Below are 26,946 nucleotides of genomic sequence, written 5' to 3'. Positions count from 1 at the left end.
GGCCGAGCGGTTCCTTCCCGCCGCCGCTCACCGGACGCACCACGCCGGTGGACGGACCGTCCGGCCCGGAGGCGGGGATCCCGTGCCCCGCCCCACGCCCCCCTTGGTCCATAAGTCGACTAGTCACTTTGTGGAATAGTCTGCTTTGACGACCACGATGCGAGGAGTCCGGAATGGGACCTGGGGACAGGGTGCGCTATGTCGCGATCGGCGACAGCCACACCGAGGGGGTCGGGGACGGCGACGACGTCCTCGGCGTGCGCGGGTGGGCGGACCGGCTGGCCGAGCGGATGGCGGCGACCGGGGCGCGCGTGGAGTACGCGAACCTGGCGATCCGCGGGCGACTGTCCGCGCAGGTCCGGGCGGAGCAACTGGCGCCCGCGCTGGCCTTGGAGCCGACCGTGGCCACGGTGTTCGCCGGGGTCAACGACGTGATCCGGTCCGGGTACGACGCCGACAAGGTGATCGGCGACCTGGAGGCGATGTTCGCCGCCCTGACCGGGGCCGGCGCCCGGGTGGCCACGCTGACCTTCCCCGACATCGCCAGAGTGGCCCCCTTGACGCGTCCCCTGGTGCCACGGGTGCTGGACTTCAACGAGCGGATCCGGGCGGCGGCCGATCGGCACGGCGTGGTGGTCGCGGACGTCGCGAAGCACGAGATCTCCACCGACCGGCGGCTGTGGGCGACCGACCGGTTGCACTGCACCCCGCTCGGGCACGCGCGGATCTCCGGGGCGCTGGCCTCGGCCCTGGAACTGCCCGGGGCGGACGGGTCCTGGTCCGACCCGCTGCCGGCGGCGCCCCGCCCGGGGGCCCTCCTCACGGTGGCCGAGGAGGTCCGGTGGCTGGGCGCCTTCCTCGGACCGTGGGCGATGCGGCGGCTGCGCGGACGGTCGTCCGGGGACGGCCGGGTGGCCAAGCGCCCGGAACCGCTACCGGTCGAGGTGGGCTGACCGGGGACACCCCCCGTCTCCGGGGGCGACCCGCGAGGCATTTTGCAACTTGTTGCATAATGAGATGGCGGGCCGCCCGGACAGCGGCCCGCGAGGCACCCCGCGCGAGGAGACACGATGAGCGACTACCCCCACCTGTTGGCGCCCCTGGACCTGGGCTTCACCACCCTGCCCAACCGGGCCATCATGGGCTCGATGCACCTCGGCCTGGAGGAGCACCCCGGCGGCTTCGAGCGGATGGCCGCCTTCTACGCCGAACGCGCCCGCGGTGGGGTCGGTCTCATCATCACCGGCGGCATCGGCCCCAACGATCACGGCGCCACCTTCAAGGGCGCCGCCAAACTGACCAACGCCGAGGAGGTCGCCCGGCACCGGATCATCACCGAGGCCGTGCACCGCGAAGGCGGCCGCATCGCCATGCAGATCCTGCACACCGGCCGCTACTCGTTCAACGAGGACCTCGTCGCCCCCAGCGCGATCCAGGCCCCCATCAACCCCTTCACCCCGCACGAGCTCACCGCCGACGAGGTCGAGCGGACCATCGAGGACTTCGCGAACGCCGCCGCCCTGGCCCGCGAGGCCGGCTACGACGGTGTCGAGATCATGGGCTCCGAGGGCTACCTCATCAACCAGTTCATCGCCGCCGCCACGAACAGGCGCGAGGACGAGTGGGGCGGATCCTACGAGAACCGCATGCGCTTCCCCGTGGAGATCGTGCGCCGGGTCCGCGAGCGGGTCGGCACCGACTTCATCATCGTGTACCGCCTGTCCATGCTCGACCTGGTCCCCGACGGCTCCACCTTCGACGAGGTCGTCCGGCTCGCCAAGGCCGTCGAGGCGGCCGGGGCCACCATCATCAACACCGGCATCGGCTGGCACGAGGCGCGCATCCCCACCATCGCCACCTCCGTCCCGCGCGGCGCCTACGGCTGGGTGACCGAGAAACTCATGGGCGAGGTGTCCGTCCCGCTCGTGGCCGTCAACCGCATCAACACCCCCGAGGTGGCCGAGGAGATCATCGCGAGCGGCAAGGCCGACATGGTCGCCATGGCCCGCCCCTTCCTCGCCGACCCGGAGTTCGTGGCCAAGGCCGCCGCCGGCCGCTCCGAGGAGATCAACACCTGCATCGGCTGCAACCAGGCCTGCCTCGACCACACCTTCAACCTCAAGATCACCTCCTGCCTGGTCAACCCGCGCGCCTGCCACGAGACCGAACTCGTGCTCTCCCCCACCCGCCTGCGCAAGCGGATCGCCGTCGTCGGCGCCGGACCCGCCGGGCTGGCGTTCTCGGTGTCGGCCGCGGAACGCGGCCACGAGGTCACCCTGTTCGACTCCGCCGACGAGATCGGCGGCCAGCTGAACATGGCCCGCCGGGTGCCCGGCAAGGAGGAGTTCGACGAGACCCTGCGCTACTTCCGTGTCCGGCTCGACGGGCAGGGGGTGGACGTGCGTCTCAAGACCGAGGTGGGCGTCGACGACCTGACCGGTTACGACGAGGTCGTCCTGGCCACCGGTGTCGCCCCCCGCACACCCGAGATCCCGGGCGTCGACCACCCGAAGGTCGTCGGCTACGTCGACGTGCTCCGGAAGAACGCCGAGGTCGGCGCGCGGGTCGCGATCATCGGCGCCGGCGGCATCGGGTTCGACGTCGCCGAGTTCCTCACCGATGACGGCGGGCGGGCGTCCCTGGACCCCGACGAGTTCTTCCGTCAGTGGGGCGTGGACACCGACCACACCACCCCGGGTGGTCTGCGCTCCCCCGAGCGGCCCGCCCCGCCGCGCCGCGTCCACCTGCTCCAGCGCAAGACCAGCAAGGTCGGCGCGGGCCTGGGCAAGACCACCGGGTGGATCCACCGTCTGGAGCTGCGCCACCGGGGCGTGGAGATGCTCGCGGGCGTGGAGTACACCCGCGTCGACGACGAGGGCCTGCACATCGTCGTCGCGGGAGAACCGCGCGTGCTGGAGGTGGACACCGTCGTGCTGTGCGCCGGGCAGGACCCGCGCCGCGACCTCCTCGACGGCCTGGCCGAACGCGGTGTGACGGCGCACCTCATCGGCGGCGCCGACGTGGCCGCCGAACTGGACGCCAAGCGCGCCATCGATCAGGGCACCCGCCTGGCGGCCACCCTGTAGCGGCCGGTCGCCGGCCCCTCACTCCGGCGGCGGGCGCGCGACCGGCGCGTCCGCCGCCCGAACCTAGAATGCGCACATGTCCCTGCCCCACGCCATCCTGACCGCCCTGCTGGAGAAACCCTCGTCCGGGTCGGAGCTGACCCGACGGTTCGACCGGTCCATCGGCTACTTCTGGTCGGCCACCCACCAGCAGATCTACCGGGAACTGGGCAAGTTGGAGAAGGCCGGACTGATCCGCGCGCTGCCCTCGCCGATCCCCACCCGGGGACAGAAGAAGGAGTACGAGGTCCTCCCGAAGGGACGCGAGGAACTGCGTTCCTGGGTGAACCGGCGCGAGGACCCCAAGGTCGCGCGCGACCCGCTGCCGCTGCGCCTGCGCGCCGCCGGGGTCGTGGGCGTGGGCGACCTGCTCCCCGAGATCGTCCGCCACCGCGATCTGCACCGCGCCCGGCTGGACGAGTACCGGGAGTTCGAGAGGCGCGACTTCACCGACGGACCCCGCACCGAGCAGGAGCGCATCCACCTGCTGGTGCTGCGCGGCGGCATCGACATCGAGAACGGGTGGATCTCCTGGCTCACCCGCGCCATCGACGAACTCTCCGAGATCTCCGGGGACCGCGGGGGACCCGTGTCGACCGCCGAGGAACGGTGACCTCAGTGGACCGGAACGGGACCCGACTCGGACAGGTCGTCGGGCAGTCGTAGCCCCGGCGTGCGCAGCGGCGTCAGCCGGGACCGCAGGACCATCGCGGCAGCCCCGATCGCCGGCGCGGTGTCGGCGAAGGTGGACAGCCGTACCCGTACCGGTCCCCCGCCCCGGCCGGCGAACGCCGTCCCCAGCTCCCGGCGCACGGCCGGGAGGTAGGTCTCGCCCGCGACGGCCTGCCCCACACCGGTGAGCACCACCAGGTCCGGGTCGACGATGCCGACGAGGGTGCGCACCGCCACCGCCGTGTACCGGGCGGACCGGTCCACCAGGGCGCGAGCGGTGGGGTCCCCGCTCCGGGCCGCCCGCACCACCGCGGTGAACCCCCCGACGACCGATGACCGTTCGCGGCCGACCAGGCCGGCCGCACCGGCGGTGCGCTCGTCGGCACGGGCCGCCGCGACGATCGCCTCCGGTCCGGCGATCGCCTCCAGACAGCCCCTGGCCCCGCACCGGCACTCCGGTCCGTCGACGTCCAGGCACACGTGCCCGAGGTCGCCGGCGTTCCCGTGCGCGCCCCGGTAGGGGATGCCGTCGACCAGCACGCCCGCGCCGATGGTGGCGCCCATGTACACGGCGGCCAGGACCGACGCGCCGCCCGCCTCACCCGACCAGTACTCGCCCAGGGCCGACGCCGTCGCGTCGTCGCCGGTGACCACCGAGAGCCCGGTGGCCCGTTCCAGGTCCTGCGCCGAGAGGGAGACCGGGGCGGGAACGCCCGCCGCGGTGACGAGGCCGATGCCCAGGAGCCGTTCGCGGTCCACACCCGCGCCGTCGACGAGGGCGTCCACCTGGCGGACCATGCGGGCCGGAACCTCCTCGGGGTCCTCCTCACGTGTTCCGACGTGGGCCATGCGGGAGACGACGGCGCCGGTGAGGTCGGTCAGCGCGTACGTGGTGCCGCCGGCGTCCAGATGCACGCCGACCGCGTACCGCGAGCTGGGGACCAGGCGCAGCAGCACCCGGGGTTTGCCACCGGTGGACTCGGCGCGGCCGACCTCGGTCACCAGCTCGTCGGCGAGGAGTCCGCGCACGACGTTGGAGATCGTCGCCGCCGTCAATCCCGTGGCGCTCGCCAGACCCGCCCGGCTGATGGTGCCGGCCGCCCGGATGACGTCGAGGACCGTGGCCCGGCTCGACGTGTGGGGAATGGCCCGACCCAAGAGAACCTCCGGCTGTGCCGCGTCCGACGCGCGATGCGACCCCAGCGTACCGAGGGGTTCCGGAAACCCACCGTTGACTTACTTAGTTCATTGAAGTAAGAATCCTCAGACCACCTGCTCGCACTTGAGGAGCGAGATGCACCGTCACACCCTGCACGACGGCTGGCGACTGACCGCCACCGCCGGCCCCGTCCCCGAGCACATCGCGGACCGGGAGATCCCCGCCGAGGTGCCCGGGAGCACCCACCTCGACCTGCTCGCCGCGGACCTGATCCCCGAGCCCTACCTGGACGAGTCCGAGACCGGGCTCGCCTGGGTCCACCGCGCCGACTGGCGTTACGCCCTCACCTTCGAAGCCGAGGCCCCCGGCGACGGGGAACGCGTCGACCTGGCCTTCGACGGCCTGGACACCATCGCCACCGTCACCCTCAACGGCCACGTGCTCGGCACCACCGCCAACATGCACCGCGCCCACCGGTTCGACGTCCGCTCCGCGCTGCGCGCCGGGACCAACGAACTGACCGTGGACCTGCGTTCGGCCCTGGCGTACGCCGAGGAGAACCGCGCCGAACTCGGTGCCCGCCCGCACGTCAACGCCCACCCGTACAACATGGTGCGCAAGATGGCCTGCTCCTTCGGCTGGGACTGGGGGCCCGACCTCCAGACCGCCGGCATCTGGAAGCCGGTGCGGCTCGAACGCTGGAACACCGCCCGGCTCTCCCGGGTGCGTCCCCTGGTCACCGTCTCCCCCGACGGCACCGGCCGGGTCGAGGTCCACGTCGACGTCGAACGCTCCGGCCCTGACGTCGACCTCCGCCTCACCGCCGAGGTCGCCGACCGCACCGCCACCGCGACCATCGCCGCCGGCGCCCGCACCGGCACCGTGGTCGTCGAGGTGGCCGACGCCGACCTGTGGTGGCCCGTCGGATACGGCGACCAGCCCCTGTACGACCTCGACGTCACCCTCGCCGCCGACGACACCCCCCTGGACGGCGCGCACCGCCGGATCGGTTTCCGCACCATCACCGTGGACACCGCGCCCGACGCGCACGGCACGCCCTTCACCGTCGAGGTCAACGGTCGGCCGATCTTCGTCAAGGGCGCCAACTGGATCCCCGACGACCACTTCCTCACCCGGATCACCCGTGACCGCCTCGCGCACCGCGTCGACCAGGCCGTCGACGCGCACATGAACATGTTGCGCGTGTGGGGCGGCGGCATCTACGAGACCGAGGACTTCTACGACGTCTGCGACGAGCGCGGCGTCCTCGTCTGGCAGGACTTCCTCCTGGCCTGCGCGGCCTACCCCGAGGAGGAACCGCTGTGGAGCGAGTTCGAGGCCGAGGCGCGCGAGAACGTCGCCCGCCTCACCTCGCACGCCTCCCTCGCCCTGTGGAACGGCGGCAACGAGAATCTGTGGGGCCACGAGGACTGGGGCTGGAAGGAGCAGCTGGGCGACCTCACGTGGGGCCACCGCTACTACACCGAACTGTTCCCCCGGATCGTCGCCGAACTCGACCCCACCCGGTTCTACTCCGACGGCAGTCCCTACTCCCCGGGCCTCACACCGGAGGAGTCCCACCCCAACGCCGAAGCGCACGGCACCCGGCACGAATGGGAGGTGTGGAACCGCGTCGACTACCGCGGCTACCGCGACAACGTGCCCCGGTTCTGCTCCGAGTTCGGCTTCCAGGGACCCCCGACCTGGTCCACCCTCACCGACTGGATCCACGACGAGCCGCTCACCCCGGAGTCCCCCGCCTTCCTCCTCCACCAGAAGGCCGAGGACGGCAACGGCAAGCTCGGCCGCGGGCTGTCCGGCCACCTGCCGACGCCCACCACCTTCGCCGACTGGCACTGGGCCACCCAGCTCAACCAGGCCCGCGCCGTGGCGTTCGGCGTCGAGCACTTCCGTTCCTGGTGGCCGCGCACCGCCGGCACCCTCGTGTGGCAGCTCAACGACTGCTGGCCGGTCACCTCCTGGGCGGCCGTCGACGGCGAGGGGCGGCGCAAGCCCCTGTGGTACGCGCTGCGGGCGGCCTACGCGCCCCGTCTGCTCACGGTCCAGCCCCGGGACGGACGCCTCGTCCTCATCGCGATCAACGACACCGACGAACCGTGGGAGACGACGGTGCGGCTGGAGCGGCTGCACTTCGAGGGCGGGATACTGGACGGTACCCAGATCGACATCGCCGTTCCGCCCCGGTCCACGGCGGAGCACGAACCGGCCCGATCGCTCTTCGCGGCCGGCGACGACACCCGGGAGGCGCTGGTGGCGACCACCGACGACACCCGCCTCGTGCACACCCTCCGCGAGGACGTCCACCTGGCCTACGACCCCGAGTCGCTCACCGCGACGGCCGCGGCCGTCCCCGGCGGGTACCGGGTGGAGGTCCGCGCGGCCTCGCTGACCCGAGGCGTGTCCGTGCTCGCCGACCGGGTCGCCCCGGACGCGGAGGTGGACGACATGCTCGTGGACCTGCTCGCGGGCGAGTCGCACACCTTCCTGGTGCGCACCTCGGCGGAGGTCGACCCGGCGGAGTTCACCCGGGCACCGGTGCTGCGCTCCTCCGGTTCCACGCACCCCCGTGGGAAGCGATGACCGCGCACGAGCGCGCCGGCGCGGTCGGGCTGATCCTGGCCCGACCGCCCCGGTTGTTGAGCGCCGAGCCTTTCTTCATGGAGTTCATCGCGGGCATCGAGGAGCGCCTGGCGGACCACGACATGTGGGTCATGCTGCACCTGGTCTCCACGCTCGATGAAGAGATCGCCGCCTACCGCCGCTGGGTACGGCGCCGGGTGGTGGACGCGGTGGCGGTGGTCAACCCGACCGCGGACGACCCCCGGCCCGCGCTGCTGCGCGACCTGGGGCTTCCGTTCGTGGTGGCCGGCGCCCTCGCGGGAGCGGACGTCCCGGCGGTGTCCGCCGACCACGCGGCGCCCGTCCGGGAGGCCGTGGACCGGCTGCGGGCCCTGGGGCACCGCCGCATCGCCCGGGTGAGCGGCCCCGAACCACTGCTGCACACCCGCGCCCGCACCGAGGCTCTCATCTCGACCTGCGCCGACACGGGGCTGCCCGCGCCGGCGATCCTGACGGGCGACTACTCGCACGAGGAGGGTGAGCGGCTCACCACCGCCCTGTTGTCCGCTCCGGAGCCGCCCACCGCGATCCTGTACGACAACGACGTGATGGCGGTCGGCGGGCTGGCGGCAGCCCGCGCCCTGGGCGTGGACGTCCCCTCCGGGGTGAGCCTGGTCGCCTGGGACGACTCCACCCGCTGCCGACTGTCCTCCCCCACGCTGACCGCGATGAGCGTGGACGTCCACAGCTACGGGACCGCCGTCGCCGAGGCCGCCCTGGAGGCGGCGGAGGGCCGACCGATCACCGAACGGTGGTCCCCGGCCGCACGCTTCACCCCCCGGGGCAGCACCGGCCCCGCCCCGGAGTCGATCTGACCGCGAGTCGCCGAAGCCCTTTGTCGACACGGGCCCGGACATGAAAGAACCGCCCCCGGCTGTGCCGGGGGCGGCTGGTGGCGGTGGAGGAGGGATTTGAACCCTCGAAGGGTTGCCCCTTACCCGCTTTCGAGGCGGGCGCCATCGGCCACTAGGCGACTCCACCGTGGGCAACTCTACCGGATGTGGACCAGTGCGGAAAACCTGTTACCCGCGCCGTTCGGAGAAGAAGCGGGTGAGCAGCCCGGCGCAGTCGGCGGCGACCTCGGCCCCCACCAGGTCGGGCGGGACGACCTCGGGCCGGTGGTTCAGCCGGGGGTCCCGGACCAGGTCCCACAGGGATCCCGCCGCGCCGGCCTTGGGGTCGCGCGCACCGTAGACGAGACGGTCGACCCGGGAGAGCACCGTGGCGCCCGCGCACATGACGCAGGGTTCCAGGGTGACGACCAGGGTGCAGCCCGAGAGCCGCCATTCGCCGCGGGTTCGGGCCGCCGCCCGCAGGGCGAGGACCTCGGCGTGGCCGGTCGGATCGCCGGTGGCCTCGCGTTCGTTGTGCCCGCGACCGATGATCGCGCCCTCGGAGTCCAGCACCACGGCGCCGACCGGAACGTCCCCCGCGGCGAGGGCCCGCTCGCCCTCGGTCAGGGCCGCGCGCAGCGCGGCGTCGAGGGCGTGGTTCACAGCCTCATGCCGTCGAGCAGGTCGCCGAACCCGGCGCGGTCGGCCACGACCGCCAGGACGTCGGCGGGCAGGACTCCCCCGCCCACGGACAGCGAACGCAGTTCGTCGGACGGCATCCCGAACTCCTCCAGCAGTCCCGGGTCCCCGCCCGGGGCGGGCCCGCGGGAGGTCTCGGCCGGGCCGGCCGCCACGAGCATCCCCGTCTCGGCGAGCACCTCGGCCAGGGGATGTTCCTCCACCGCGCGGGCGTCGGACAGGTACACACGGGGCTCCCCGTCCTCGCCGACCCGCACGACGGCGAACCATTCGTCGTCGGCCTCGATGAGGATGACGGCGGATTCGGCTCCCGTGTCGGTGGCGAAGTCGAGCGCCGGGTCGATGACGTCGTCGATGACGTCCACCTCCCCGAGTTCGAGTTCGGTTCCCCGCCACGCCTGCCCATCGGGCGCGAAGACGGCTGCGAAGGTCGACACCGCGTGCTCTCCTAGCTCTCCGGCCTGCGCTTCCCGGGATTCCCTACCCCATCGCGTCAAGGACACGCTGGAAGGACTGTGCGAATCCGAGCCGTTCGGAGATGCTGGCCAGCACCTCGTCCGGGTACAGGTCGAGGTCGCCCGCCAAGGCGCCCAGTTCCATCTCGTCCAGCCCCAGATCGGCGACGATCGACAGGTCTCCCGCGGGCAGGACCTGATCGAGGTCGTCGTCGTCGGGCTGGTCGATGTCCAGGTGGTCCAGGACGTCCCGGGCCACCTGCCAGTCGACGGACGCGGTCACGTCGGAGAGGAACAGGGACACCTCACCGCCGTACACCCGGACGATGATGAAGAAGTCGTCCCCGACCGAGACCAGACCGATCGTCCCGCTGATGCTGGGTTGTTGGCGCAGGGCATGGATGAGGCCCTTGAGGTCGTGCGTCAGCGCCACCGGGAGGAGATCGACCTCCCAGTACTCCTCTTCCCGGAACGCGACGGCCGCGAAGTCACCCGAGTCGTCACCATGATCGAGCACTGTCATCGTCACCCCAACCCGGCCGGTGCCATCAGTCCGGACGATGGAACCCCGGATCGCCCGTGCGAGTGACATGGTAACGATCACTCAGTGCCCACCGTGGTCCTTGTCCGCTTCAGTCCGACAACGCTCTCACGAGTTGGGAGGACGCGCTCCCACGGGGGGTTCCCGTGAGCGCCCCGTGGGCTCGCGAGCGCACGTCGGCGGGTGGGTGCCCACGGTTAGACTCTGGCTGGCTCAGCTCCCCGGCCACCGTCCCGTCGTCCCAGCTCACCCGGAGACCACCTTGGAAACCCTGGTCGTCGATCACCCCTTGGTCGCGCACAAACTCACCACCCTGCGCGATGTGCGGACCGACTCTCCGACCTTCCGCCGCCTGACCGACGAGTTGGTGACCCTGCTCGCCTACGAGGCGACCCGCGACGTGCGAGTGACGGAGGTCACCATCGCCACGCCGCTGGTGGAGACCACCGGAACCCAGTTGAGCCGCCCCACCCCGCTGGTGGTGCCGATCCTGCGCGCCGGTCTGGGCATGCTCGACGGGATGACCCGACTGCTGCCCACCGCCGAGGTGGGTTTCCTGGGCATGGCCCGGGACGAGAAGACCCTTCAGCCGGCCACGTACGCCGACCGGCTGCCGCAGGACCTGTCGGGCCGCCAGTGCTACGTGCTCGACCCGATGCTGGCCACCGGCGGCACCCTGGCCGCGGCGCTCAAGCTCCTGGTGGACCGGGGCGCCGACCACATCACCGCGATCTGTCTGCTCGCCGCCCCCGAAGGGCTGACGGCGGTGAAGGAGAAATTGTCCGAAACCCTGGCCCCCGACCACGGCGCGACGCTGCGCGTGGTGACGGCGGCGGTGGACGAGCGACTCAACGAGAACGGCTTCATCCTTCCGGGTCTGGGAGACGCGGGCGACCGGCTGTACGGCTGCGCCTGATCCCCGGCCTCTCTGGCGCTCGACCGGTCTTCCGGTCGGGCGCTTTTTCGGTTGTTTTGAAGCCCGGATGAATGAATGGCCGAAAATCGGGCACAGTCCCTCCATCGGACCGCCATCGCCCCAGGTCGCAGCCGGAAGGACGAGGGGCGGGCCGGACACCAGGACGACACCTCAGACCGCATTATCCGAATTCATTTCGAGACGGGAACGTAACCGACAGGAGTGATCATGGTTCCAGGCCGCCCGTAACAAGGAACCCCAACGGCCCGAAACCACTTCCACCAGGACCCGGTCCACCGACCCCCGCCCCCTCGCCCATCCCGGACGCGGCCTTCAGGCGACCCCACGGTGACTACCGAAAGCCTCCGGTCGCGCACGCTGAGCCATCAGTCTCCCGAACTCTCAAGGAGAGAGATGCCCGAGACCACCTCCGCCCCCACCGTCACCGACACGCGCTTCGCTCCCGTGGTGGATCGCCTCGCCTCGGAGTTCTCCGGGGTTCACCACGATTCCACCGTGACCCGGTGTGTGGACGCCGCCCGGCACGGCGCCGAGGAGGTCACCGGCCGGGCCACCCCGGATCTGGTCGAGCGGATCGCCAGACAGCACCTCCAGGTGCTCGCCCTGGCCTTCGCGGAACGCGCCTGACCCCGTTCCCCCAGCACCCCGGAGAAATCTGACCCGACCCGAGTTCCCTTTTCGGACGGGCCGACACACAGGGTGATTTTCGGCCTTGATCGATGCGCCCCACTTCTCCACAAAAGCCAGCCCAAACCTCCTGACCTGCCCTGGAAGGCGCCCGAATTTCGGACCTCCGGCCACTCGGCGATCAACGGCACCGGAACCGGACACAGCCCGCAAGCGAGGAAGGTCCGACATACCGCCACGCCGAGGGTGCACCCCAGGCTTTACGGGCAGGATTCCCGGTGCGACAATCGCTGCTGGGTCGGTGGGTCAGGTGGATTCCAAGGGGAGTCAGTCGTGGCGAAGTTGAAGAAATGGGGCGGCTACGCTCTCATCGGTTTCGTGGCGTTTTATCTGCTCACGCAACCCGAAAGCGCAGCGGGCGTGATCCAGAGTGCGCTCGGGGGGCTGATGGGCGGCGCCGAGTCGATGTCCCGCTTCGTTAACGCACTGCTGCCGTAGGGGGATGGTCGGGTGCCATGCGCCTCGTAGCGTCGAGTAACAGCGCCCCGGCTTCGGTCAACCGCTACCTGCTCCCACACGAGCAGGACGTGGTCACCATCCGGCGGCATCCCGCGGTCCTGGTGGGACCGGTGGGCGCGGTCCTGGGGGCCCTGATCGTCGCCGGATTCCTCAGCAACACGCAGCTCGCCGATACACCGGCGGCACTGGCCATCATCTGGTGGTTGTGGCTGCTGGTCCTGGTGTGGTTCGTGTGGCAGGTCGCGGAGTGGTCGGTCGACTACTTCGTCATCACCTCCGCACGCCTGTTGCTGACGACGGGGTTGATCACCCGGCAGGTGAACATGATGCCGTTGGGCAAGGTCACCGACATGAGGTTCGAACGCACCCTGATGGGGCGCTTCCTCGGTTACGGGACCTTCGTGATGGAGTCCGCGGGTCAGGACCAGGCCTTGAGCAAGATCGCGTTCATCCCGTACCCGGAGCAGCTCTACCTGGAGGTCGTGGGGCTCATCTTCAAGGAGTAGCCCCACCACGCGCATCCGATAGGGCACCCGCCTCCTGGGCGGGTGCTTCTCGTTTTCCCGGGTTCGGTGCGCCGACGAAGGGCGCGCCCCACCTCTCCGCACGCCTGCGGATCACCCGCCCGGCCTCCTCGCCGCCTCCCCGGGCCGCCCGTCCTCAGGTCGCACCGAGAGGGTGGCCGATTCGCCCTCTGTTCACCTTCCGTTCATTTTGCTTCTTCGGCCACTTCGCGCCCACGCGAGAAGCCTCCCGCAACCCCCTGGAGAGCAGGGATTCTCTGCCCGCGGTCGCGGACAGAGAGATTGCCGACACGCGGAGGTTCGGAAAGGAATTGACTCAAAGGTGAACATAGGGTTAACTGGTGCTATCTGATACGGAAACGAGGAGGGCTTCATGGCACGCAGGACCGAACGTGCACCGCACCCGACTCGCTCCGTGAACGTCCGTCGACGCACTCGCTCCACCGAGGAGAACCTCCGCCTTTCCGGCCTCGCGCCGGACGCCGTGAGCGTTCCCCGACCGCGCGAGGACGCCGACACCATCGCCTCCGGGCACCCGATCATGCACTGGGTGTCGGTCACCGACGAGACCGGGCGCACCCGCCCCGAGGCCCGCTGGCTGTAGCCGCGCGTCAACGACGTACGCCCCCGCCGAACACGCCGGAGGGGGCGCTCGGTTTTCACACCGGGCACGAGAGTGAGTGAAGGGCCGTCCCGCCGAGCGGGGCGGCCCTTCGTCCTTCCCCGCACCGGAAGGCGTCTTGTCGTCGTGTCGACATATCGGTTTGAAGAAATACCCCTATTTCAGATGGCCTTATAGGGAGCCCAGGTTCGGAGCGTGAGTGATCCGCGTCTCACCGGATTCTCCCTTGACCTGATGCGAAACGAGACGTATCGTCTTGCTCATGAGGCTGTACTTCTTCCTGTGATCCCGCGTCCGACGCCCGTGTCCGAGCACATCGCGCCCCACCGCCTTCCGGCGGCCCCGCGCGGCTCCACCGGCGCGCTCCACCGCGGTCGATCCGGTACGGCCTCTTCGTCGTCTCCACGCCCCGGGGTCGGTGCCCCCGAAGCACCCTCCGCCCGGCACCCGTGTGACACGACCCGAGCCCTCCGGCGGCCCGCGGCCCGTTGACCCACCGGCCACACCGCACCCGAGGAGGCGGACCATGCGCACCGCTCGAATTCGATCCGCAGCCCGCGCCACCGAGATCACCCGGGGAGGAAAACCCGTGCCCACGCCCCCGGTCCGTTCCACAGCCCGGGTCACCCTGACCGAGGTCGTCAAACGCTACGGCGATCACACCGTCCTGGACCGGGTGAGCCTGAGCATCGCGCCGGGCGAGCGCGTCGGAGTCATCGGTGACAACGGTTCCGGCAAGAGCACCCTGCTGCGTTTGCTCTCCGGAGAGGAGGAGCCCGACAACGGGGAGATGACCGTCATCGCGCCCGGCGGCATCGGTCACCTCCCCCAGACCCTGGAACGGGTCGGGAGCGGCACCGTCGGCGACGCCATCGACGACGCCCTGTCGGACCTGAGGGAGATGGAGGCCCGTCTGCGGGACCGGGAGGCGGAACTGGGCGCCGCGGGCCCCGAGGGGCTGGCGGCCTACGGTGACCTGCTCTCCGCGTTCGAGGCACGCGGCGGCTACGAGGCCGACGCGCGGGTCGACGCCGGCCTGCACGGCCTCGGCCTGCCGAACCTGGATCGGGGTCGCCCGCTGCGCACGCTCTCCGGAGGGGAACGCTCTCGGCTGGCGCTGGCCGCGGTGCTGGCGGCCGACCCGGAACTCCTCCTGCTCGACGAACCCACCAACGACCTGGACGACCGCGCGGTCGCCTGGCTGGAGCAGAGGCTGCGGACCCACCGGGGCACGGTCGTCGCCGTCACCCACGACCGCGCCTTCCTGGCCGGGGTCACCGGGACCGTGCTGGAGGTCGATCACGAGCAGCGCCGGGTGAACCGCTACGGCAACGGCTACGACGGCTTCCTCTCCGCGAAGGCCGCGGCCCGGGCCCGGTGGATCCGCGAGTACGACGCGTGGAGGGCCGAGCTGGCCCGTCAGCGTCGATTGGCGGAGAACAACGTCGCGGCGCTCCAGGCCATCCCCCGCAAGGTGGACAAGGCGGCCTTCGGTCACGGTGGCTTCCGGATGCGCGGGCGCGCGCACGGCGCCATGAGCCGGATCCGTCAGGCCAAGGAGCGGGCGGAGCGATTGATCGAGAACCCCGTCGCGCCGCCGCCGGTCCCGTTGGAGATGACCGCGTCCTTCGGGACCGCCGTCTCCGAGGACGGGGCGGTGCCCCCGGTGGAGCTGGAGGGGGTGCGGGTCGACCATCGGCTCGCCGTTCCCGCGCTGACCCTGGCCCCGGGCGAGCGCGTGCTGGTCACCGGCCCCAACGGGGCGGGCAAGACCACGCTTCTGCGGGTCATGGTCGGGGAGCTGGCGCCGGATTCAGGTCGGGTCGCCCGGAGGGGCCGGGTCGGCCATCTCCGCCAGGAGGACGGGGTGATCGTTCCGGGCCGGACGGTGCTCCAGGCCTATGCGGCCGGTCGGCCGGGGGCGGCCGAGGAACACCGGGACGAGCTGGCCGCGCTCGGCCTGTTCCGGCCCCGGGAGATGGACCGGTCGGTGGAGTCCCTTTCGGTCGGCCAGCGCCGTCGCATCGAGGTGGCCCGATTGACCTCGGACTCCTATGACCTGCTGCTGTTGGACGAGCCGACCAACCACCTCTCCCCGGGTCTCGTGGAGGACCTGGAGGAGGCGCTGTCCCGGTACCGGGGGGCGCTGGTGATCGTGACCCACGATCGGAGAACGCGCGAACGCTTCACCGGTCGGCGGCTGGAGATGCGCGGGGGAATGATCGTCGCCGACACCGCCTGAGGTCGCCCTGACGCTTTGTCGACAAATCGGCTTGACCATAAATCGGTAAATTAACTGACCGAAACAGGGGGGTGTGTCGGACACCGCCACACCCCTCTTTCGGTGTCCGAAAAGACCGACCCGGTACAGCATAAGCCGCGCCCGGACTCGACGGGACCGCTCCGCCCGGCCGCTGCCCTCGTCTTCCCGAAGTCCCTCGGCAGGGCCGTGCCGTGACCGCCGGGCGGGCACCCGCGAGGTCGAGAGGAACGGGTGTCCGCGGGACACGCCCTAGCCGGGCGCCATGTCGACGAAGCGGCTGTAGTGGCCCTGGAAGGCCACGGTGACGTCGGCGGTGGGGCCGTTACGGTGCTTGGCCACGATGATGTCGGCCTCGCCGGCGCGCGGCGACTCCTTGTCGTGCACGTCCTCGCGGTACAGCAGGATCACCATGTCGGCGTCCTGTTCGATGGATCCGGACTCGCGAAGGTCCGACACCTGCGGGCGCTTGTCGGTGCGCTGTTCGGGACCGCGGTTGAGCTGGGAGAGCGCCACCACGGGCACCTCCAACTCCTTGGCCAGCAGCTTGAGGGATCGGGACATCTCCGAGACCTCCTGCTGGCGGCTCTCCACCCGGCCGGGAGAGCTCATCAGCTGGAGGTAGTCGACGATGACCAGCTTGAGGTCGTGCTGCTGTTTGAGCCGTCGGCACTTGGCCCGGATCTCCATCATCGACATGTTGGGCGAGTCGTCGATGAACAGCGGCGCGTTGGCGACCTCGCCCATGCGCCGGGCCAGCCGGGCCCAGTCGTCGTCGGTCATCAGACCCGAGCGCATGGTGTGCAGCGGCACCCGGGCCTCCGCCGACAGCAGGCGCATGACGATCTCGTTGCGCCCCATCTCCAGGCTGAAGAAGACCGAGGTCAGATCGTTCTTGATCGACGCCGCCCGCGCGAAGTCCAGGGCCAGCGTGGATTTTCCGACGGCGGGTCGGGCGGCGATGATGATCATCTGGCCCGGGTGGAGGCCGTTGGTGAGGGCGTCGAAGTCGGCGAAGCCGGTGGGGACGCCCGTGAGGGTGCCGTCGTGGGAGGAGATCGCCTCGATCTCGTCCAGGGCGCCCGGCATGATGTCGGCCAGGGCGACGTAGTCCTCGCCGGTGCGCTTCTCGGCGACCTTGTAGATCTCCGCCTGGGCGTGGTCGACGAGGTCGTCCACCTCGCCGTCGCCGGCGTAGCCGATCTGCGCGATGCGGGTGCCGACCTCGACGAGACGGCGTAGGATGGCGCGGTCGGAGACGATCTTGGCGTAGTAACCGGCGTTCGCGGCGGTGGGGATGGCCTCGGTGAGGGTGTGCAGGTAGAGGGCGCCACCGACCCGGGTGACCTCGCCGCGTTTGGTGAGTTCGGCGTTGACGGAGATGACGTCGACGGGCTCACCGCGGGAGAAGAGGTCGACGACGGCGTCGTAGATGATCTGATGCGCCGGACGATAGAAGTCCGCGGAGCGGATGATCTCGACGACCTGGGTGATGGCGTCCTTGGAGATGAGCATGCCCCCCAGCACGCTCTGTTCGGCCTGGATGTCGTGAGGGGGCGTGCGCTCGTATCCGCCGCCTTCTTCGGGTGGCTGCTCAGCGACGCTCACGAACAATCTCCCCTGGGCCGTGCTCCACCGACCCCGGGTCGGGACCGACCCTTCCAGGATGCCTCATGAAGGGTGCCGAAGACGCCGCGGGCGGAGTCGTCCACAGGGCTTCTAGCACCCGTTCGGCCCGGTCCGCAGGGGTTTCTCCGACCCGTTGTGCACATAACCTGTGGATAACTTCGCACACACCCCCTCTTATCGGTGTTGACCTGCGAAAACATGCTTCGCTACCCAGGTGTGCAACATGTCTCACAGGGCCGATTTCCACAGGTTATCCACAGGCATCTCGGGGCCTGTGGATAACTTCACGTCCCCATGGGAACGCCTGTCCGATACCGTGGCCTGGTCATGCGCAGACCGCTCTCCGCCGCGCCGTTCCGGCACCGCCACGACCGTGAGATCTTCGCCCTCGCGATCCCCACGTTCTTCGCCCTCGTCAGCGAGCCCCTGTTCCTGCTGACCGACTCCGCGATCGTCGGCACCCTGGGCACCGAGGCCCTGGCGGGGCTGGGCATCGCCGGCCAGGTCCTGCTGACCCTGGTGGCGGTCTGCGTCTTCCTCGCTTACGGCACCACCGCGGCGGTCTCCCGCAAGTTCGGCGCCGGCGACATCCCCGGCGGCATCCGGGACGGTATCGACGGGCTCTGGCTGGCCGTCCTCCTCGGTATCGCCGCGATCGTGATCGGCTGGCCGCTCGGACCGGCCATGGTGGACCTGCTCGGCGCCTCCCCGGAAGTAGCCCCCCACGCCCTGACCTATCTGCGCATCAGCCTGTTGAGCACGCCGTTCCTGCTCATCGTCATGGCGGGCACCGGCGTCCTGCGCGGCCTCCAGGACGCCCGCACCCCGCTCGCCGTCGCGGTCGCCTCCTACGTGGCCAACGCGGTGTTGTGCGCGATCCTCGTACTGGTCCTGGACCAGGGCATGGCCGGCTCGGCCTGGGCGACGGTGCTGGCCCAGGGGGGCGGCGCGTTCTGGTACGTGGCGGCCATGGTCCGCCGCGCCCGCGCCGCGGGGGTCTCCCTCGCGCCGACGGCCGCCGGGCTGCGCGCTTCGGCCTCGGCCGGGTTCGCCCTGTTCCTGCGCAGCGTCTCGATGCGCGTGGTGGCCCTGGTGACGGTGGCCGTCGCGGCCCGGCTCGGCGACGCGCCGGTGGCCGCCCACCAGGTCTCCCACAACATCTGGGCGCTGCTGGTGTTCGCCCTGGACGCGATCGCGATCGCCGGGCAGTCGATCGTCGGCCGGTACCTGGGCGCGGGTGACGTCCAGGGGACGAGGGACGCCACCCGCCGCATGGTCGAGTGGGGCGTGATGACGGGCCTGGCCTTCACGGTCCTGGTGCTGGTGATCCTGCCCTGGGCCTGGATCCCCTTCACCTCCGATCCGGAGGTGCGCGCGCTCATCACCGCGTCCCTGGTCGTGGTGGCCCTCCTGCAACCCCTGAGCGGGGTGACCATGGTGCTGGACGGGGTGCTCATGGGCGCCGGGGATCAGCGGTACCTGGCCTGGGCCTCCCTGTGGACGATGCTGGTCTTCCTGCCGTTCGCCCTGGTCGTCCCCTCCCTGGGGACGACCCCCGTGTGGGGTCTGATCGGGTTGTGGGGCGCCTACGGCGTATGGATCCTCGCCCGGGCGGTCGCCCTGGGGCACCGGGCCCGGGGCGGGGCCTGGTTGGTCACCGGCGCGACCAGGCCCTGACCCCGGAGTCCCGGAGACGCGGACATCCCGGGTTCGCCCGGATCAGAGGGAATCGTCGAGGTCGCCCACCGCCGGCCCGTGGTAGAAGGTCGCCACGCGCTCGGAGGTCGGGGCGGGCGGATAGGTGGGCAACTGTTCCAGGGTGAGTTCGACCCCCGTCACCCGGCTGAGGTGCGAGAGCTGTTCCCTGAGCCGGGACGTGACGTCCTTGCGCAGTTGCGGGAGCATCGCGTACAGCTCGTCCCCCGGGCAGTTGGTCGCGTTGTAGTCGCGGTGCCCGAGGATCGCCTTCTCCGGGTCCAGCCGGTACACCAGGCACAGCCAGACACAGGTGTCCACCAGGGAGCGCATGAGCGCGTCCGGCGGGGCCACCGTGGAGTAGGTGCCCTCGTTCTCGATCCCGATGGTGTGCGAGTTGTGGTTGGCGGTGTGCGCGCCGATCACGTGCCCGCCGTCGGCGATCGCCCGGAGGGTGCGGTCGCGACCCTCCATGATGTGCCCGCCGCGGCTGATGGTGAGCTGTTGACCCGTGTCGCTCCACCCGTTGTGGTCCATGTGGTACCGCTGGATGGAACGGGACAGCGCCGCCGCGTGCGAGGTCGAGGTGTCGGAGACGTTCCCGGTCGCCGTGTGGTGCACGACGATGTGGGTGGGTCCCTGCGGCCGGACCTCGATGCGGTTCCTGGGGTTGCGGGCCTTCCAGTCCGCCCGGGTGTACACCTTGGGCATGGCCGCGGCCCAGGCCCGGTCCGCGGGGGTGAGGCCCAGCAGTCCGCCGAGGAGTACGCCCCCGGCCGCCAGCGCCGTGCCTTTGAGGACCGTCCTGCGGTCCGTTGGGTACTCCGCTCGTCCGTTCATCGGTCCGTCGTCCTCTCAGTGCGGAGCGTCGCACCACGCGACATCAACACAGAGAACACGATAGGTTACAAAGAGTAGTCAAAGGGTGGCTTTCGTGGGGCCCCGGCGTGTTGGCCACCCTCGTCGGGAAAGCAGGACGGGCCCCGTTCCTCCGCGGAGGAACGGGGCCCGTCGGGCACGAGCGGAACGCCCGGATCAGACGCCGGCGACGTCCAGATTGATCGTGGCGACGACCTCGGGGTGCAGGCGGACCTGGACCTTGTAGGCGCCGACCGACTTGATCGGGTTCTTGACCTCGATACGACGCTTGTCCAGCTCCGGACCACCGGCGACCTTGACGGCGTCGGCGATGTCCGCGGGCGTGACCGAACCGAAGAGGCGGCCACCCTCACCGGCGCGCTGCTTGAGGCGCACGTTGAGCGCGGAGACCCGGCCGGCGACCTGCTTGGCCTCGTCCAGGGTCCGGATGTCGCGCGCCGAGCGGGCGCGCTGGATCAGGTCGATCTGCTTCTGGCCGCCGCGCGTCCACCGGATGGCGAACCCGCGGGGAAGCAGGTAGTTGCGGCCGTAACCGTTCTTCACCTCGACGACATCGCCGGGGGCTCCGAGACCGTTGACCTCGTGGGTCAGGATCAGCTTCATGACAAAAACCTCCCTCGGAGAATCCCCGCTAGCGAGCGGTGCTGGTGTAGGGCAGCAGGGCCACCTCGCGCGCGTTCTTGATCGCGGTCGCGACGTCGCGCTGGTGCTGGGTGCAGTTACCCGTCACGCGGCGGGCGCGGATCTTGCCGCGCTCGGAGATGAACTTGCGGAGAAGCGTGGTGTCCTTGTAGTCGATGTAGGACTGCTTCTCCTGGCAGAAGAAACAAACCTTCTTCTTGGGCTTGCGCGCTGCCGGCTTCGCCATCGTGGTGCTCCTTCGCAAGAGCCCCGGGGTCCACCCGGGGATGGTCTGAGGACGTGTGTACATGGACTCGGCGCCTTGGGACGCCGGGCCGGAGTGATGCGTTGTGCGACCGGTGGTCCGGACGGTCTAGAACGGCGGGTCTTCGGAGAAGCCGCCGCCGAAACCGCCACCGCCACCGCTGCCGCCGCCGTTGTTCGCCCACGGGTCGTCGGCGGGGGGACCGCTGCGGCCACCGCCCTGAGGCTGGCCGCCGCCGAAGCCACCGCCCTGGTTCCCGTAGCCGCCGCCCTGCGGGCTCGCGCCCTGAGGCTGACCGCCACCGAAACCGCCACCGCCGCCCCCGCCGAAACCGCCACCGCCGCCCTGGCGCTGCGTCTTGGTCACCTTGGCGGTGGCGCTGCGCAGAGCCGGGCCGACCTCGTCGACATCGATCTCGAAGACGGTGCGCTTCTCACCCTGCTGGGTGTCGTAGGAGCGCTGCTTGAGCCGCCCCTGGACGATCACGCGCATACCGCGCTGGAGGCTTTCCGCGACGTTCTCCGCGTACTGCCGCCAGACGGTGCAGGTGAGGAACATGGACTCGCCGTCCTTCCACTCCCCCGACGCGCGGTCGAAGGTGCGCGGCGTCGAGGCCACGCGGAAGTTGGCGACCGCGGCTCCACTGGGAGTGAAGCGCAGTTCAGGATCGTCGACGAGGTTGCCGACGAGCGTGATCTGGGTTTCGCCTGCCATGAAAGGGCTCCGGTTCGAGATAGATCGGATCAGGCGGTTTCGCCTGCTCCCCCGATCATCCGCTCCACCACCGACAGACGGTGGGGAGGCCGAGGATCAGAGGTAGGGGGTGCGGGCGAGAGCCGCTAGTGGACCTCGGGCCGGATGACCTTGGTGCGGAGCACGGCCTCGGCGATACCGAGCTGGCGGTCCAGCTCCTTGACCGTGGCGGGCTCGGCCGTCAGGTCGATCACGGCGTAGATGCCCTCGGGGTTCTTTTCGATGTCGTAGGCGAGCCGACGCTTGCCCCAGATGTCGACCTTCTCGACCGAGCCGCCGTCGTTGCGCACGACGGACAGGAAGTTCTCCAGCGACGGGGCGACGGTGCGCTCGTCGAGGTTCGGGTCGAGGATGACCATGATTTCGTAACGACGCATAGGCGTACGTTCCTCCTCTGGACTGTCGCGGCCATGGAATCTCCATGGCAGGAGGGCAGGAGCCCGCCGGGATGTCCCCGCGCGTGGGCGCGGGAGGTGCGGGCTCAGAGCCATACGGGAACCAAGGTTACCAGCAGCCGAAGACCGGAATCCGCGATCCGCCGCACCTGTGGAGAACGCGGAGGGGGCCGGCGCGCGATGCGCGCCGGCCCCCTCTCATGTGGCGGTCGGATCAGTCGTCACGCGAGCCGAGGATGACCACCCGGCCGTTCTGACTCTGGTCCTGTCCGGGACGGCCGGTGTTACCGCCGCCGCCACCGCCACCCTCGTCGTCACCACCGGACCAGCAGGGGTCGTCCAGGGGGAGACCGAAGCACTCCTCCGGCCCCGGGCTCTCCCCGCCGTCATCGCCGCCATCGCCCGGGCACTCGAAGTCGAACCGTTCGCAGTCGGGCTCGGTCGGGAACCCGGCGCAGTTGGGGTTGTTCGGGTCGACGTCGTTCGGGTCGCACGGGACGTCCGGGGTGGGATCGTCACTCGGCTCCTCCGGGGAGGCGCTCTCGGACGGCGTCGGATCGGGACTCGGCGAGGGAGCGAAGCTCTGGTCCGTGCCGACGTTCGCGGCCGGCGGGAAGTTCTGCGGCTCCAGTTCCATGATCTCGATGGCCTGGACCATGAACGCGTTCCACACCGTGGCCGAGGTGCGGCCACCGTACACATCGCTGTTGGCGATGCCGTCGAACTCCAGACCGACGTTGGCGTCCTCGCGGCTGAGGCCCACGGCCACGGAGAGCTGGGGCACGTAGCCGACGAACCAGGCCGAGATGGCGCCGGAGGAGGTACCGGTCTTGCCGGCGACCGGACGACCGTCGGGCAGCGCGGCGTTGGAACCACCGCCGTTCGCGACGACCTCGGTCAGCGCGTAGGTGACGTCGTTGGCGACGTCGGCGCTCATGGCGCGGGTCCCGGTCTCGATCTCCTGCGCGTCGTTGGGCTGGACCTCGGTGCCCTCCTTGCTGGTCACCTTGGTCACCATGTGGGCGGGGCGGTGCAGACCCTGCGCGGCGAAGGTGGCGTAGCCGGTGGCCTGGTCCAGAGCACTGACCTGGTGGGTGCCCAGGGCGATCAGCGGCCCCTGGGTGGAGGTCTTGATCTGCTCCGGGTCCACACCCGCGGCGACGGCCATCTCGTCGGCCTTGACCGGGGTCACCTTCTCGGCGAGCTGCACGTACGGGGTGTTGTAGGAGTGCATCGTGGACTCGACGAGGTCGACCGCCCCGTGGCTTCGCCCGTCGGCGTTCTTGACCTCGCTCTCCAGACCGGCGAAGTTCTGCGGCGAGTCGCCGTTCATCAGGGTCCTGAGGCTGATGTTCTGCTTGAGCGCCTCGGCGAGCACGTAGGGCTTGTACGACGAACCCGCCTGGGTGCGCTCCACCAGGGACTGGTTCAACTGGACGCCCACGTCCGAACCGCCGCGGAAGGCCACGATCTCGCCGGTGGCGGGGTTGATCGCGGTCAGGCCCTTGCGGGTGTCCTCCGGATGTCCGGGCAGGGTGTCGAACGCGGAGTAGGCCGCGTCCATGAGGTCGGGGTTGAGGGAGGTCTCGACCTTGTAGCCCTTGGTGGCGATCTGCTCCGAGGTGAGCCCGTAGCGCTCGACGAGTTCGGTGATGACGGCGTCGCGGACGTAGCCGGGCTTGGGGTCGAACTCGTCCTCGGTCTCCTCCTCGGACTCCTCTGACTCCTCGGACTCCTCGCCCTCGGCGCTGGGGCCCCACTGGGTCGTCGGGGGGATCTCCAGGGCCTGGGCGTCCTCCTTGGGCAGCCCCCGGCCGTTCTCCTCCTTCATGGCCGCCAGCTGTCCCTGCATGTAGGGCCAGCGCTCCTCGTGGAGGTACTTTTCGGTCCAGGGACCCAGCTGGGAGTTCTCGAAGTTGGCCGGCATCTGGATGACGAGGCCGAGGTAGGCGGCCTCCGCCTCGTCGAGTTCCGTCACGCTCTTGTCGAAGTACTGGCGGGCCGCCATCTCGATCCCCATGGCCTGACGGCCGAAGTAGATCGTGTTGACGTAGCGCTCCAGGATCTCCTCCTTCTCCATCCTCTGGCCGAGCTTGATGGAGATGAAGATCTCGCGGATCTTGCGCTCGATGGTGCCGTAGCCGTCGAGGTCGCTGTAGTAGTTGCGGGCCATCTGCTGGGTGATGGTCGAGCCGCCGCCGGCCTCGCCGCGGTAGACCAGGGCACGGCCGATGCCCATGATGCTGATCGCGGGGTCCTCGAAGAACGTGTGCTGCTCGGCGGCGATGATGCCGTCGATGACGTGCGGCGGGATGTCCTCGTACTGGACCTCGATACGGCGGACCTCGCCGGTGGTGACCGCGACGTCGCCGGTCTCCCAGAAGATCTGGGTGGCCGACAGCGTGGCGTCCTCCTTCTCGTCCAGATCATCGGGGTCGGGAGCCTGGGCGTAGAGGAGCGCGAAGGCCGCCACACCGCCGATGATCATCAGGCCGAACACCGCCAGCGCGGGCTTCCAGGCCTTGGACAGGAAGCGCTTCCACCAGGGGCGGTCGTCCGGCCCCTCCTCGCGGCGGCGTCCACCGCCGCCCCGTCCCCCACCGCGTCCGCCACCGCCCGCGGCCGCACGGCGTCGGCCGCCCTCGGAGCGGGCGCCGTGCTCGCGGTCGCGGGGGTCGCGCGGACCACCCTCGGCACGCCGACGGCCGCCGGGGCGGGCCCCGTCCTGCGGCGGCCGACGTCGGCCGCCCTCGGAACGGGCGCCGTGCTCGGCGTCCTCCGGGCGGCGCCGGGGTCGCTCGCCGTCGGCCGGAGGCCGGCGGCGCGGGCCCTCGCCGCGGCGACGCGGGTCGTCCTCGGGCGGTCGGCGGCGCTGCCCCTGGCCCTCGGGGCGGCGCGGACGCTCACCCTCGGCCCTACGGCGGGCGCCCCGGTCCTCGGGGCGCGCGTCATCGGCGGGGGGACGACGCCTCGGACGGCCCTCCTCCCCCCAGAAACCATTCTCCGCATCCGGGGATCGGCGCCCTCCGGCACGTTGTTCCCGGGGCGGCGGGCCCTCGGCCCGGCGCCTCCCGCCGTTGCCGCCGGGGCCGTTCGCCGGGCCGTCGGCCCGGCGACGGCCGTCATCGGCGCTCCGTCGTCGTTCGGTACTCACGTGGTCCTCGATTGCCTTTCGCGGCCGGTCGGCCTGACGATTCCTTGGTGGAACGGGGGGACGGTCCCCCTGGGGGATCGGTGGTCCGCGACCTGTTCCGCGGTGACGGGGACGGGGCCCTGCCCGAGCCCCGTCACCGTCGCCCGTGCTTCAAGGCTTGATAAAAGGACGCCCCGGTCGGGGCGAAGGTTTTCAACAGGTCACGAAGACGTCGGCCGCTGCATCCTCCTGGTCCTCGGCCAGCAGGGACCTCAGCCCCGTAGGCGTCGGCCGATGTCATCGTGTCGGGGGCGGTTCGGGGAGCTGTACCGGCCATCACACGCAAATCACAGGTCACGTTAAGGCGAGGAGCCGGTATAGCACAACCCACGCGCGAGAGTACCGCGTGCGGCGGAACAATCCACCACGTACCGCCTGTCTCGTACCGTTCGCGCTGTTCGCGGCCGTGGAACCGAACACCGGTCGGTATCACCCCCGAAGGTCGGGGCGCTGTCGGCGCAGATTGGAGGGGGTGTGTGACATTTCGCGCGCGACGCGACGGGGGAGGCGATGGACACGGAAGGGTACCGGCGCTTGCGGAACGATGGTGTCACCCGGCGTGACATGCGGTTCCCCGGATGACCGAAGATAGAGTCATATCCGAACAAAACAGGCGGAGACGCATGTTCCTCCCCCGCCCGACCGTCCGGGTCGGGAACAGAAACACCGTGCGAACCGCTGAGCACATACGGAGAACGAACGCGGGGCGGCCGTCCCCCACCGGCCCCAGGGCACGGGGGCGCCGTCGTGCGCCGTGGCATCCATGTTCGCGAACGAGAAGGAGCAAGGACCAATGGGTTCGGTACGTGTAGCCGTCGTGGGCGTCGGCAATTGTGCGGCGTCGCTCGTCCAAGGCGTGCACTACTACAAGGACGCCGACCCCGATTCCCGGGTCCCGGGCCTGATGCACGTTCGGTTCGGTCCGTACCACGTGCGCGACATCGAGTTCGTCGCCGCCTTCGACGTGGACGCCAAGAAGGTCGGCCACGATCTGGCCGACGCCATCGTGGCCAGTGAGAACAACACCGTCAAGATCTGCGACGTGCCGCCCACCGGCGTCACCGTCATGCGCGGCCCCACCTACGACGGTCTCGGCAAGTACTACCGGGAGATGATCCAGGAGTCCCCCGAGGACGCCGTGGACGTGGTCGCCGCCCTCAAGCACAGCGGGGCCGACGTCCTCGTCTCCTACCTCCCCGTGGGCTCGGAGGAGGCCGGCAAGTTCTACGCCCAGTGCGCGATCGACGCGGGCGTGGCCTTCGTCAACGCCCTGCCGGTGTTCATCGCCTCCGACCCCGAGTGGGCCGCCAAGTTCACCGAGGCCGGCGTGCCGATCATCGGCGACGACATCAAGTCCCAGGTGGGCGCGACCATCACCCACCGGGTGCTGTCGAAGCTGTTCGAGGACCGCGGTGTGATCGTCGACCGCACCTACCAGCTGAACTTCGGCGGCAACATGGACTTCAAGAACATGCTCGAACGCGACCGCCTGGAGTCCAAGAAGATCTCCAAGACCCAGTCGGTCACCTCGCAGATCCCCCACGAACTGAAGGCCGGCGCCGTGCACATCGGCCCCTCGGACCACGTGCCGTGGCTGGACGACCGCAAGTGGGCGTACGTGCGCCTGGAGGGTCGCGCCTTCGGCGACGTGCCGCTCAGCCTGGAGTACAAGCTGGAGGTCTGGGACTCCCCGAACTCCGCGGGCATCATCATCGACGCGGTGCGCGCCGCGAAGATCGCCAAGGACCGCGGCGTCGGCGGCCCGATCCTCGCGCCCTCCTCCTACTTCATGAAGTCGCCGCCCGAGCAGTACAGCGACGCCGAGGCGCACGACGCGGTCGAGCGCTTCATCGCGGGCGAGTAGCGCGGGGCGTGCCCGGGGCCGGGCCGGCCCCGGGCACGC

Annotated in this window: 24 protein-coding genes and 1 tRNA gene; 13 read left to right on the top strand and 12 right to left on the bottom strand. The window is 70.4% G+C overall.

The genetic code is table 11. The features are described 5' to 3' along the window. Nucleotides 1–173 precede the first annotated feature (173 nt). The 3 genes from RM479_RS15205 (at nt 174) to RM479_RS15195 (ending at nt 3,738) form a co-directional block, all read left to right on the top strand. Nucleotides 174–953 (top strand): SGNH/GDSL hydrolase family protein, encoded by a 780-nt coding sequence (locus tag RM479_RS15205; protein ID WP_311512381.1) that lies wholly within the window; start codon nt 174–176, stop codon nt 951–953. 117 nt (nt 954–1,070) lie between these two features. Next, nucleotides 1,071–3,086 (top strand): NADPH-dependent 2,4-dienoyl-CoA reductase, encoded by a 2,016-nt coding sequence (locus RM479_RS15200; protein ID WP_311512380.1) that lies wholly within the window; start codon nt 1,071–1,073, stop codon nt 3,084–3,086. Between the two features lie 76 nt (nt 3,087–3,162). Then, on the top strand, nt 3,163–3,738 hold the full coding sequence (locus tag RM479_RS15195) for a PadR family transcriptional regulator (protein WP_311512379.1): 576 nt from the start codon (nt 3,163–3,165) through the stop codon (nt 3,736–3,738). 2 nt (nt 3,739–3,740) lie between these two features. Here RM479_RS15195 and RM479_RS15190 read toward each other — a convergent pair whose 3' ends face one another. Beyond that, on the bottom strand, nt 3,741–4,955 hold the full coding sequence (locus tag RM479_RS15190; protein WP_311512378.1) for an ROK family transcriptional regulator: 1,215 nt from the start codon (nt 4,953–4,955) through the stop codon (nt 3,741–3,743). Nucleotides 4,956–5,091: 136 nt separating this feature from the next. Between RM479_RS15190 and RM479_RS15185 the strand changes: the two genes are divergently transcribed. Continuing rightward, nucleotides 5,092–7,557 carry a glycoside hydrolase family 2 protein gene (locus tag RM479_RS15185; protein WP_311512377.1) on the top strand — a complete coding sequence of 822 codons (2,466 nt, stop codon included), beginning with the start codon at nt 5,092–5,094 and terminating at the stop codon, nt 7,555–7,557. After that, entirely contained in the window at nt 7,554–8,411 is an 858-nt protein-coding gene (locus tag RM479_RS15180) for a LacI family DNA-binding transcriptional regulator (RefSeq protein ID WP_311512376.1), read from the top strand. Before RM479_RS15185 ends, RM479_RS15180 begins: the two co-directional genes overlap by 4 nt. Before the next feature lie 78 nt (nt 8,412–8,489). Here the strand turns inward: RM479_RS15180 and RM479_RS15175 are convergent. From RM479_RS15175 to RM479_RS15160, 4 genes are all read right to left on the bottom strand, one after another. Next, a tRNA-Ser gene (locus RM479_RS15175) sits at nt 8,490–8,577 on the bottom strand. Nucleotides 8,578–8,618: 41 nt separating this feature from the next. Beyond that, nucleotides 8,619–9,092: a nucleoside deaminase gene (locus RM479_RS15170; protein ID WP_311512375.1), complete on the bottom strand. Its 474-nt coding sequence runs from the start codon at nt 9,090–9,092 to the stop codon at nt 8,619–8,621. Continuing rightward, entirely contained in the window at nt 9,089–9,565 is a 477-nt protein-coding gene (locus RM479_RS15165; RefSeq protein WP_311512374.1) for a tRNA adenosine deaminase-associated protein, read from the bottom strand. Before RM479_RS15165 ends, RM479_RS15170 begins: the two co-directional genes overlap by 4 nt. 43 nt (nt 9,566–9,608) lie before the next feature. Next, nucleotides 9,609–10,106 carry a tRNA adenosine deaminase-associated protein gene (locus RM479_RS15160; RefSeq protein WP_274811155.1) on the bottom strand — a complete coding sequence of 166 codons (498 nt, stop codon included), beginning with the start codon at nt 10,104–10,106 and terminating at the stop codon, nt 9,609–9,611. A gap of 280 nt (nt 10,107–10,386) precedes the next feature. On the opposite strand from RM479_RS15160, the gene upp reads away from it, so the two are divergent. From upp to RM479_RS15130, 6 genes are all read left to right on the top strand, one after another. Further along, the gene (gene upp, locus RM479_RS15155) at nt 10,387–11,040 is read left to right on the top strand and encodes a uracil phosphoribosyltransferase (RefSeq protein WP_274811154.1); all 654 of its coding nucleotides are present in this window, start codon (nt 10,387–10,389) and stop codon (nt 11,038–11,040) included. 414 nt (nt 11,041–11,454) lie between these two features. Next, nucleotides 11,455–11,688 (top strand): three-helix bundle dimerization domain-containing protein, encoded by a 234-nt coding sequence (locus tag RM479_RS15150; RefSeq protein WP_311512373.1) that lies wholly within the window; start codon nt 11,455–11,457, stop codon nt 11,686–11,688. Between the two features lie 333 nt (nt 11,689–12,021). Further along, a complete protein-coding gene (locus RM479_RS15145; RefSeq protein WP_170293704.1) occupies nt 12,022–12,186 on the top strand; it encodes a hypothetical protein in 165 nt (54 codons plus the stop codon). Between the two features lie 17 nt (nt 12,187–12,203). After that, complete coding sequence (locus RM479_RS15140; RefSeq protein ID WP_311512372.1) at nt 12,204–12,713, top strand: PH domain-containing protein; 510 nt, start codon at nt 12,204–12,206, stop codon at nt 12,711–12,713. Between the two features lie 391 nt (nt 12,714–13,104). Further along, on the top strand, nt 13,105–13,335 hold the full coding sequence (locus RM479_RS15135; protein ID WP_311512371.1) for a hypothetical protein: 231 nt from the start codon (nt 13,105–13,107) through the stop codon (nt 13,333–13,335). Between the two features lie 607 nt (nt 13,336–13,942). Next, on the top strand, nt 13,943–15,595 hold the full coding sequence (locus RM479_RS15130; protein ID WP_311512370.1) for a TlrC/CarA/OleB/SrmB family ABC-F type ribosomal protection protein: 1,653 nt from the start codon (nt 13,943–13,945) through the stop codon (nt 15,593–15,595). Between the two features lie 270 nt (nt 15,596–15,865). Here RM479_RS15130 and dnaB read toward each other — a convergent pair whose 3' ends face one another. Further along, entirely contained in the window at nt 15,866–17,221 is a 1,356-nt protein-coding gene (gene dnaB / locus RM479_RS15125; protein WP_274811145.1) for a replicative DNA helicase, read from the bottom strand. Between the two features lie 348 nt (nt 17,222–17,569). On the opposite strand from dnaB, the gene RM479_RS15120 reads away from it, so the two are divergent. Beyond that, nucleotides 17,570–18,919 carry an MATE family efflux transporter gene (locus tag RM479_RS15120; protein ID WP_311512369.1) on the top strand — a complete coding sequence of 450 codons (1,350 nt, stop codon included), beginning with the start codon at nt 17,570–17,572 and terminating at the stop codon, nt 18,917–18,919. 42 nt (nt 18,920–18,961) lie between these two features. Here RM479_RS15120 and RM479_RS15115 read toward each other — a convergent pair whose 3' ends face one another. The 6 genes from RM479_RS15115 to RM479_RS15090 all read right to left on the bottom strand — a co-directional run bounded on the left by RM479_RS15115 (nt 18,962) and on the right by RM479_RS15090 (nt 25,004). Then, nucleotides 18,962–19,777: a peptidoglycan recognition protein family protein gene (locus tag RM479_RS15115; RefSeq protein ID WP_311512368.1), complete on the bottom strand. Its 816-nt coding sequence runs from the start codon at nt 19,775–19,777 to the stop codon at nt 18,962–18,964. A 195-nt stretch (nt 19,778–19,972) separates the two neighbouring features. Then, nucleotides 19,973–20,419 (bottom strand): 50S ribosomal protein L9, encoded by a 447-nt coding sequence (rplI, locus tag RM479_RS15110; RefSeq protein ID WP_311512367.1) that lies wholly within the window; start codon nt 20,417–20,419, stop codon nt 19,973–19,975. Nucleotides 20,420–20,447: 28 nt separating this feature from the next. Next, nucleotides 20,448–20,684 (bottom strand): 30S ribosomal protein S18, encoded by a 237-nt coding sequence (rpsR, locus tag RM479_RS15105; protein ID WP_073381321.1) that lies wholly within the window; start codon nt 20,682–20,684, stop codon nt 20,448–20,450. A 126-nt stretch (nt 20,685–20,810) separates the two neighbouring features. Further along, nucleotides 20,811–21,416, bottom strand: a complete 606-nt coding sequence (locus tag RM479_RS15100) for a single-stranded DNA-binding protein (protein ID WP_274811141.1) — start codon at nt 21,414–21,416, stop codon at nt 20,811–20,813. A gap of 125 nt (nt 21,417–21,541) precedes the next feature. Further along, nucleotides 21,542–21,832, bottom strand: coding sequence for a 30S ribosomal protein S6 (gene rpsF, locus RM479_RS15095; RefSeq protein ID WP_274811139.1), 291 nt, complete (start codon nt 21,830–21,832; stop codon nt 21,542–21,544). Nucleotides 21,833–22,064: 232 nt separating this feature from the next. Continuing rightward, nucleotides 22,065–25,004 carry a transglycosylase domain-containing protein gene (locus RM479_RS15090; protein ID WP_311512366.1) on the bottom strand — a complete coding sequence of 980 codons (2,940 nt, stop codon included), beginning with the start codon at nt 25,002–25,004 and terminating at the stop codon, nt 22,065–22,067. 832 nt (nt 25,005–25,836) lie between these two features. Here RM479_RS15090 and RM479_RS15085 point away from each other — a divergent pair. Next, complete coding sequence (locus RM479_RS15085; RefSeq protein ID WP_311512365.1) at nt 25,837–26,907, top strand: inositol-3-phosphate synthase; 1,071 nt, start codon at nt 25,837–25,839, stop codon at nt 26,905–26,907. Nucleotides 26,908–26,946: the final 39 nt, after the last annotated feature.

Source organism: Nocardiopsis lambiniae, assembly GCF_031845465.1.
Taxonomy (GTDB): domain Bacteria; phylum Actinomycetota; class Actinomycetes; order Streptosporangiales; family Streptosporangiaceae; genus Nocardiopsis; species Nocardiopsis lambiniae.
This window is presented reverse-complemented; position numbering and strand designations above follow the sequence as displayed.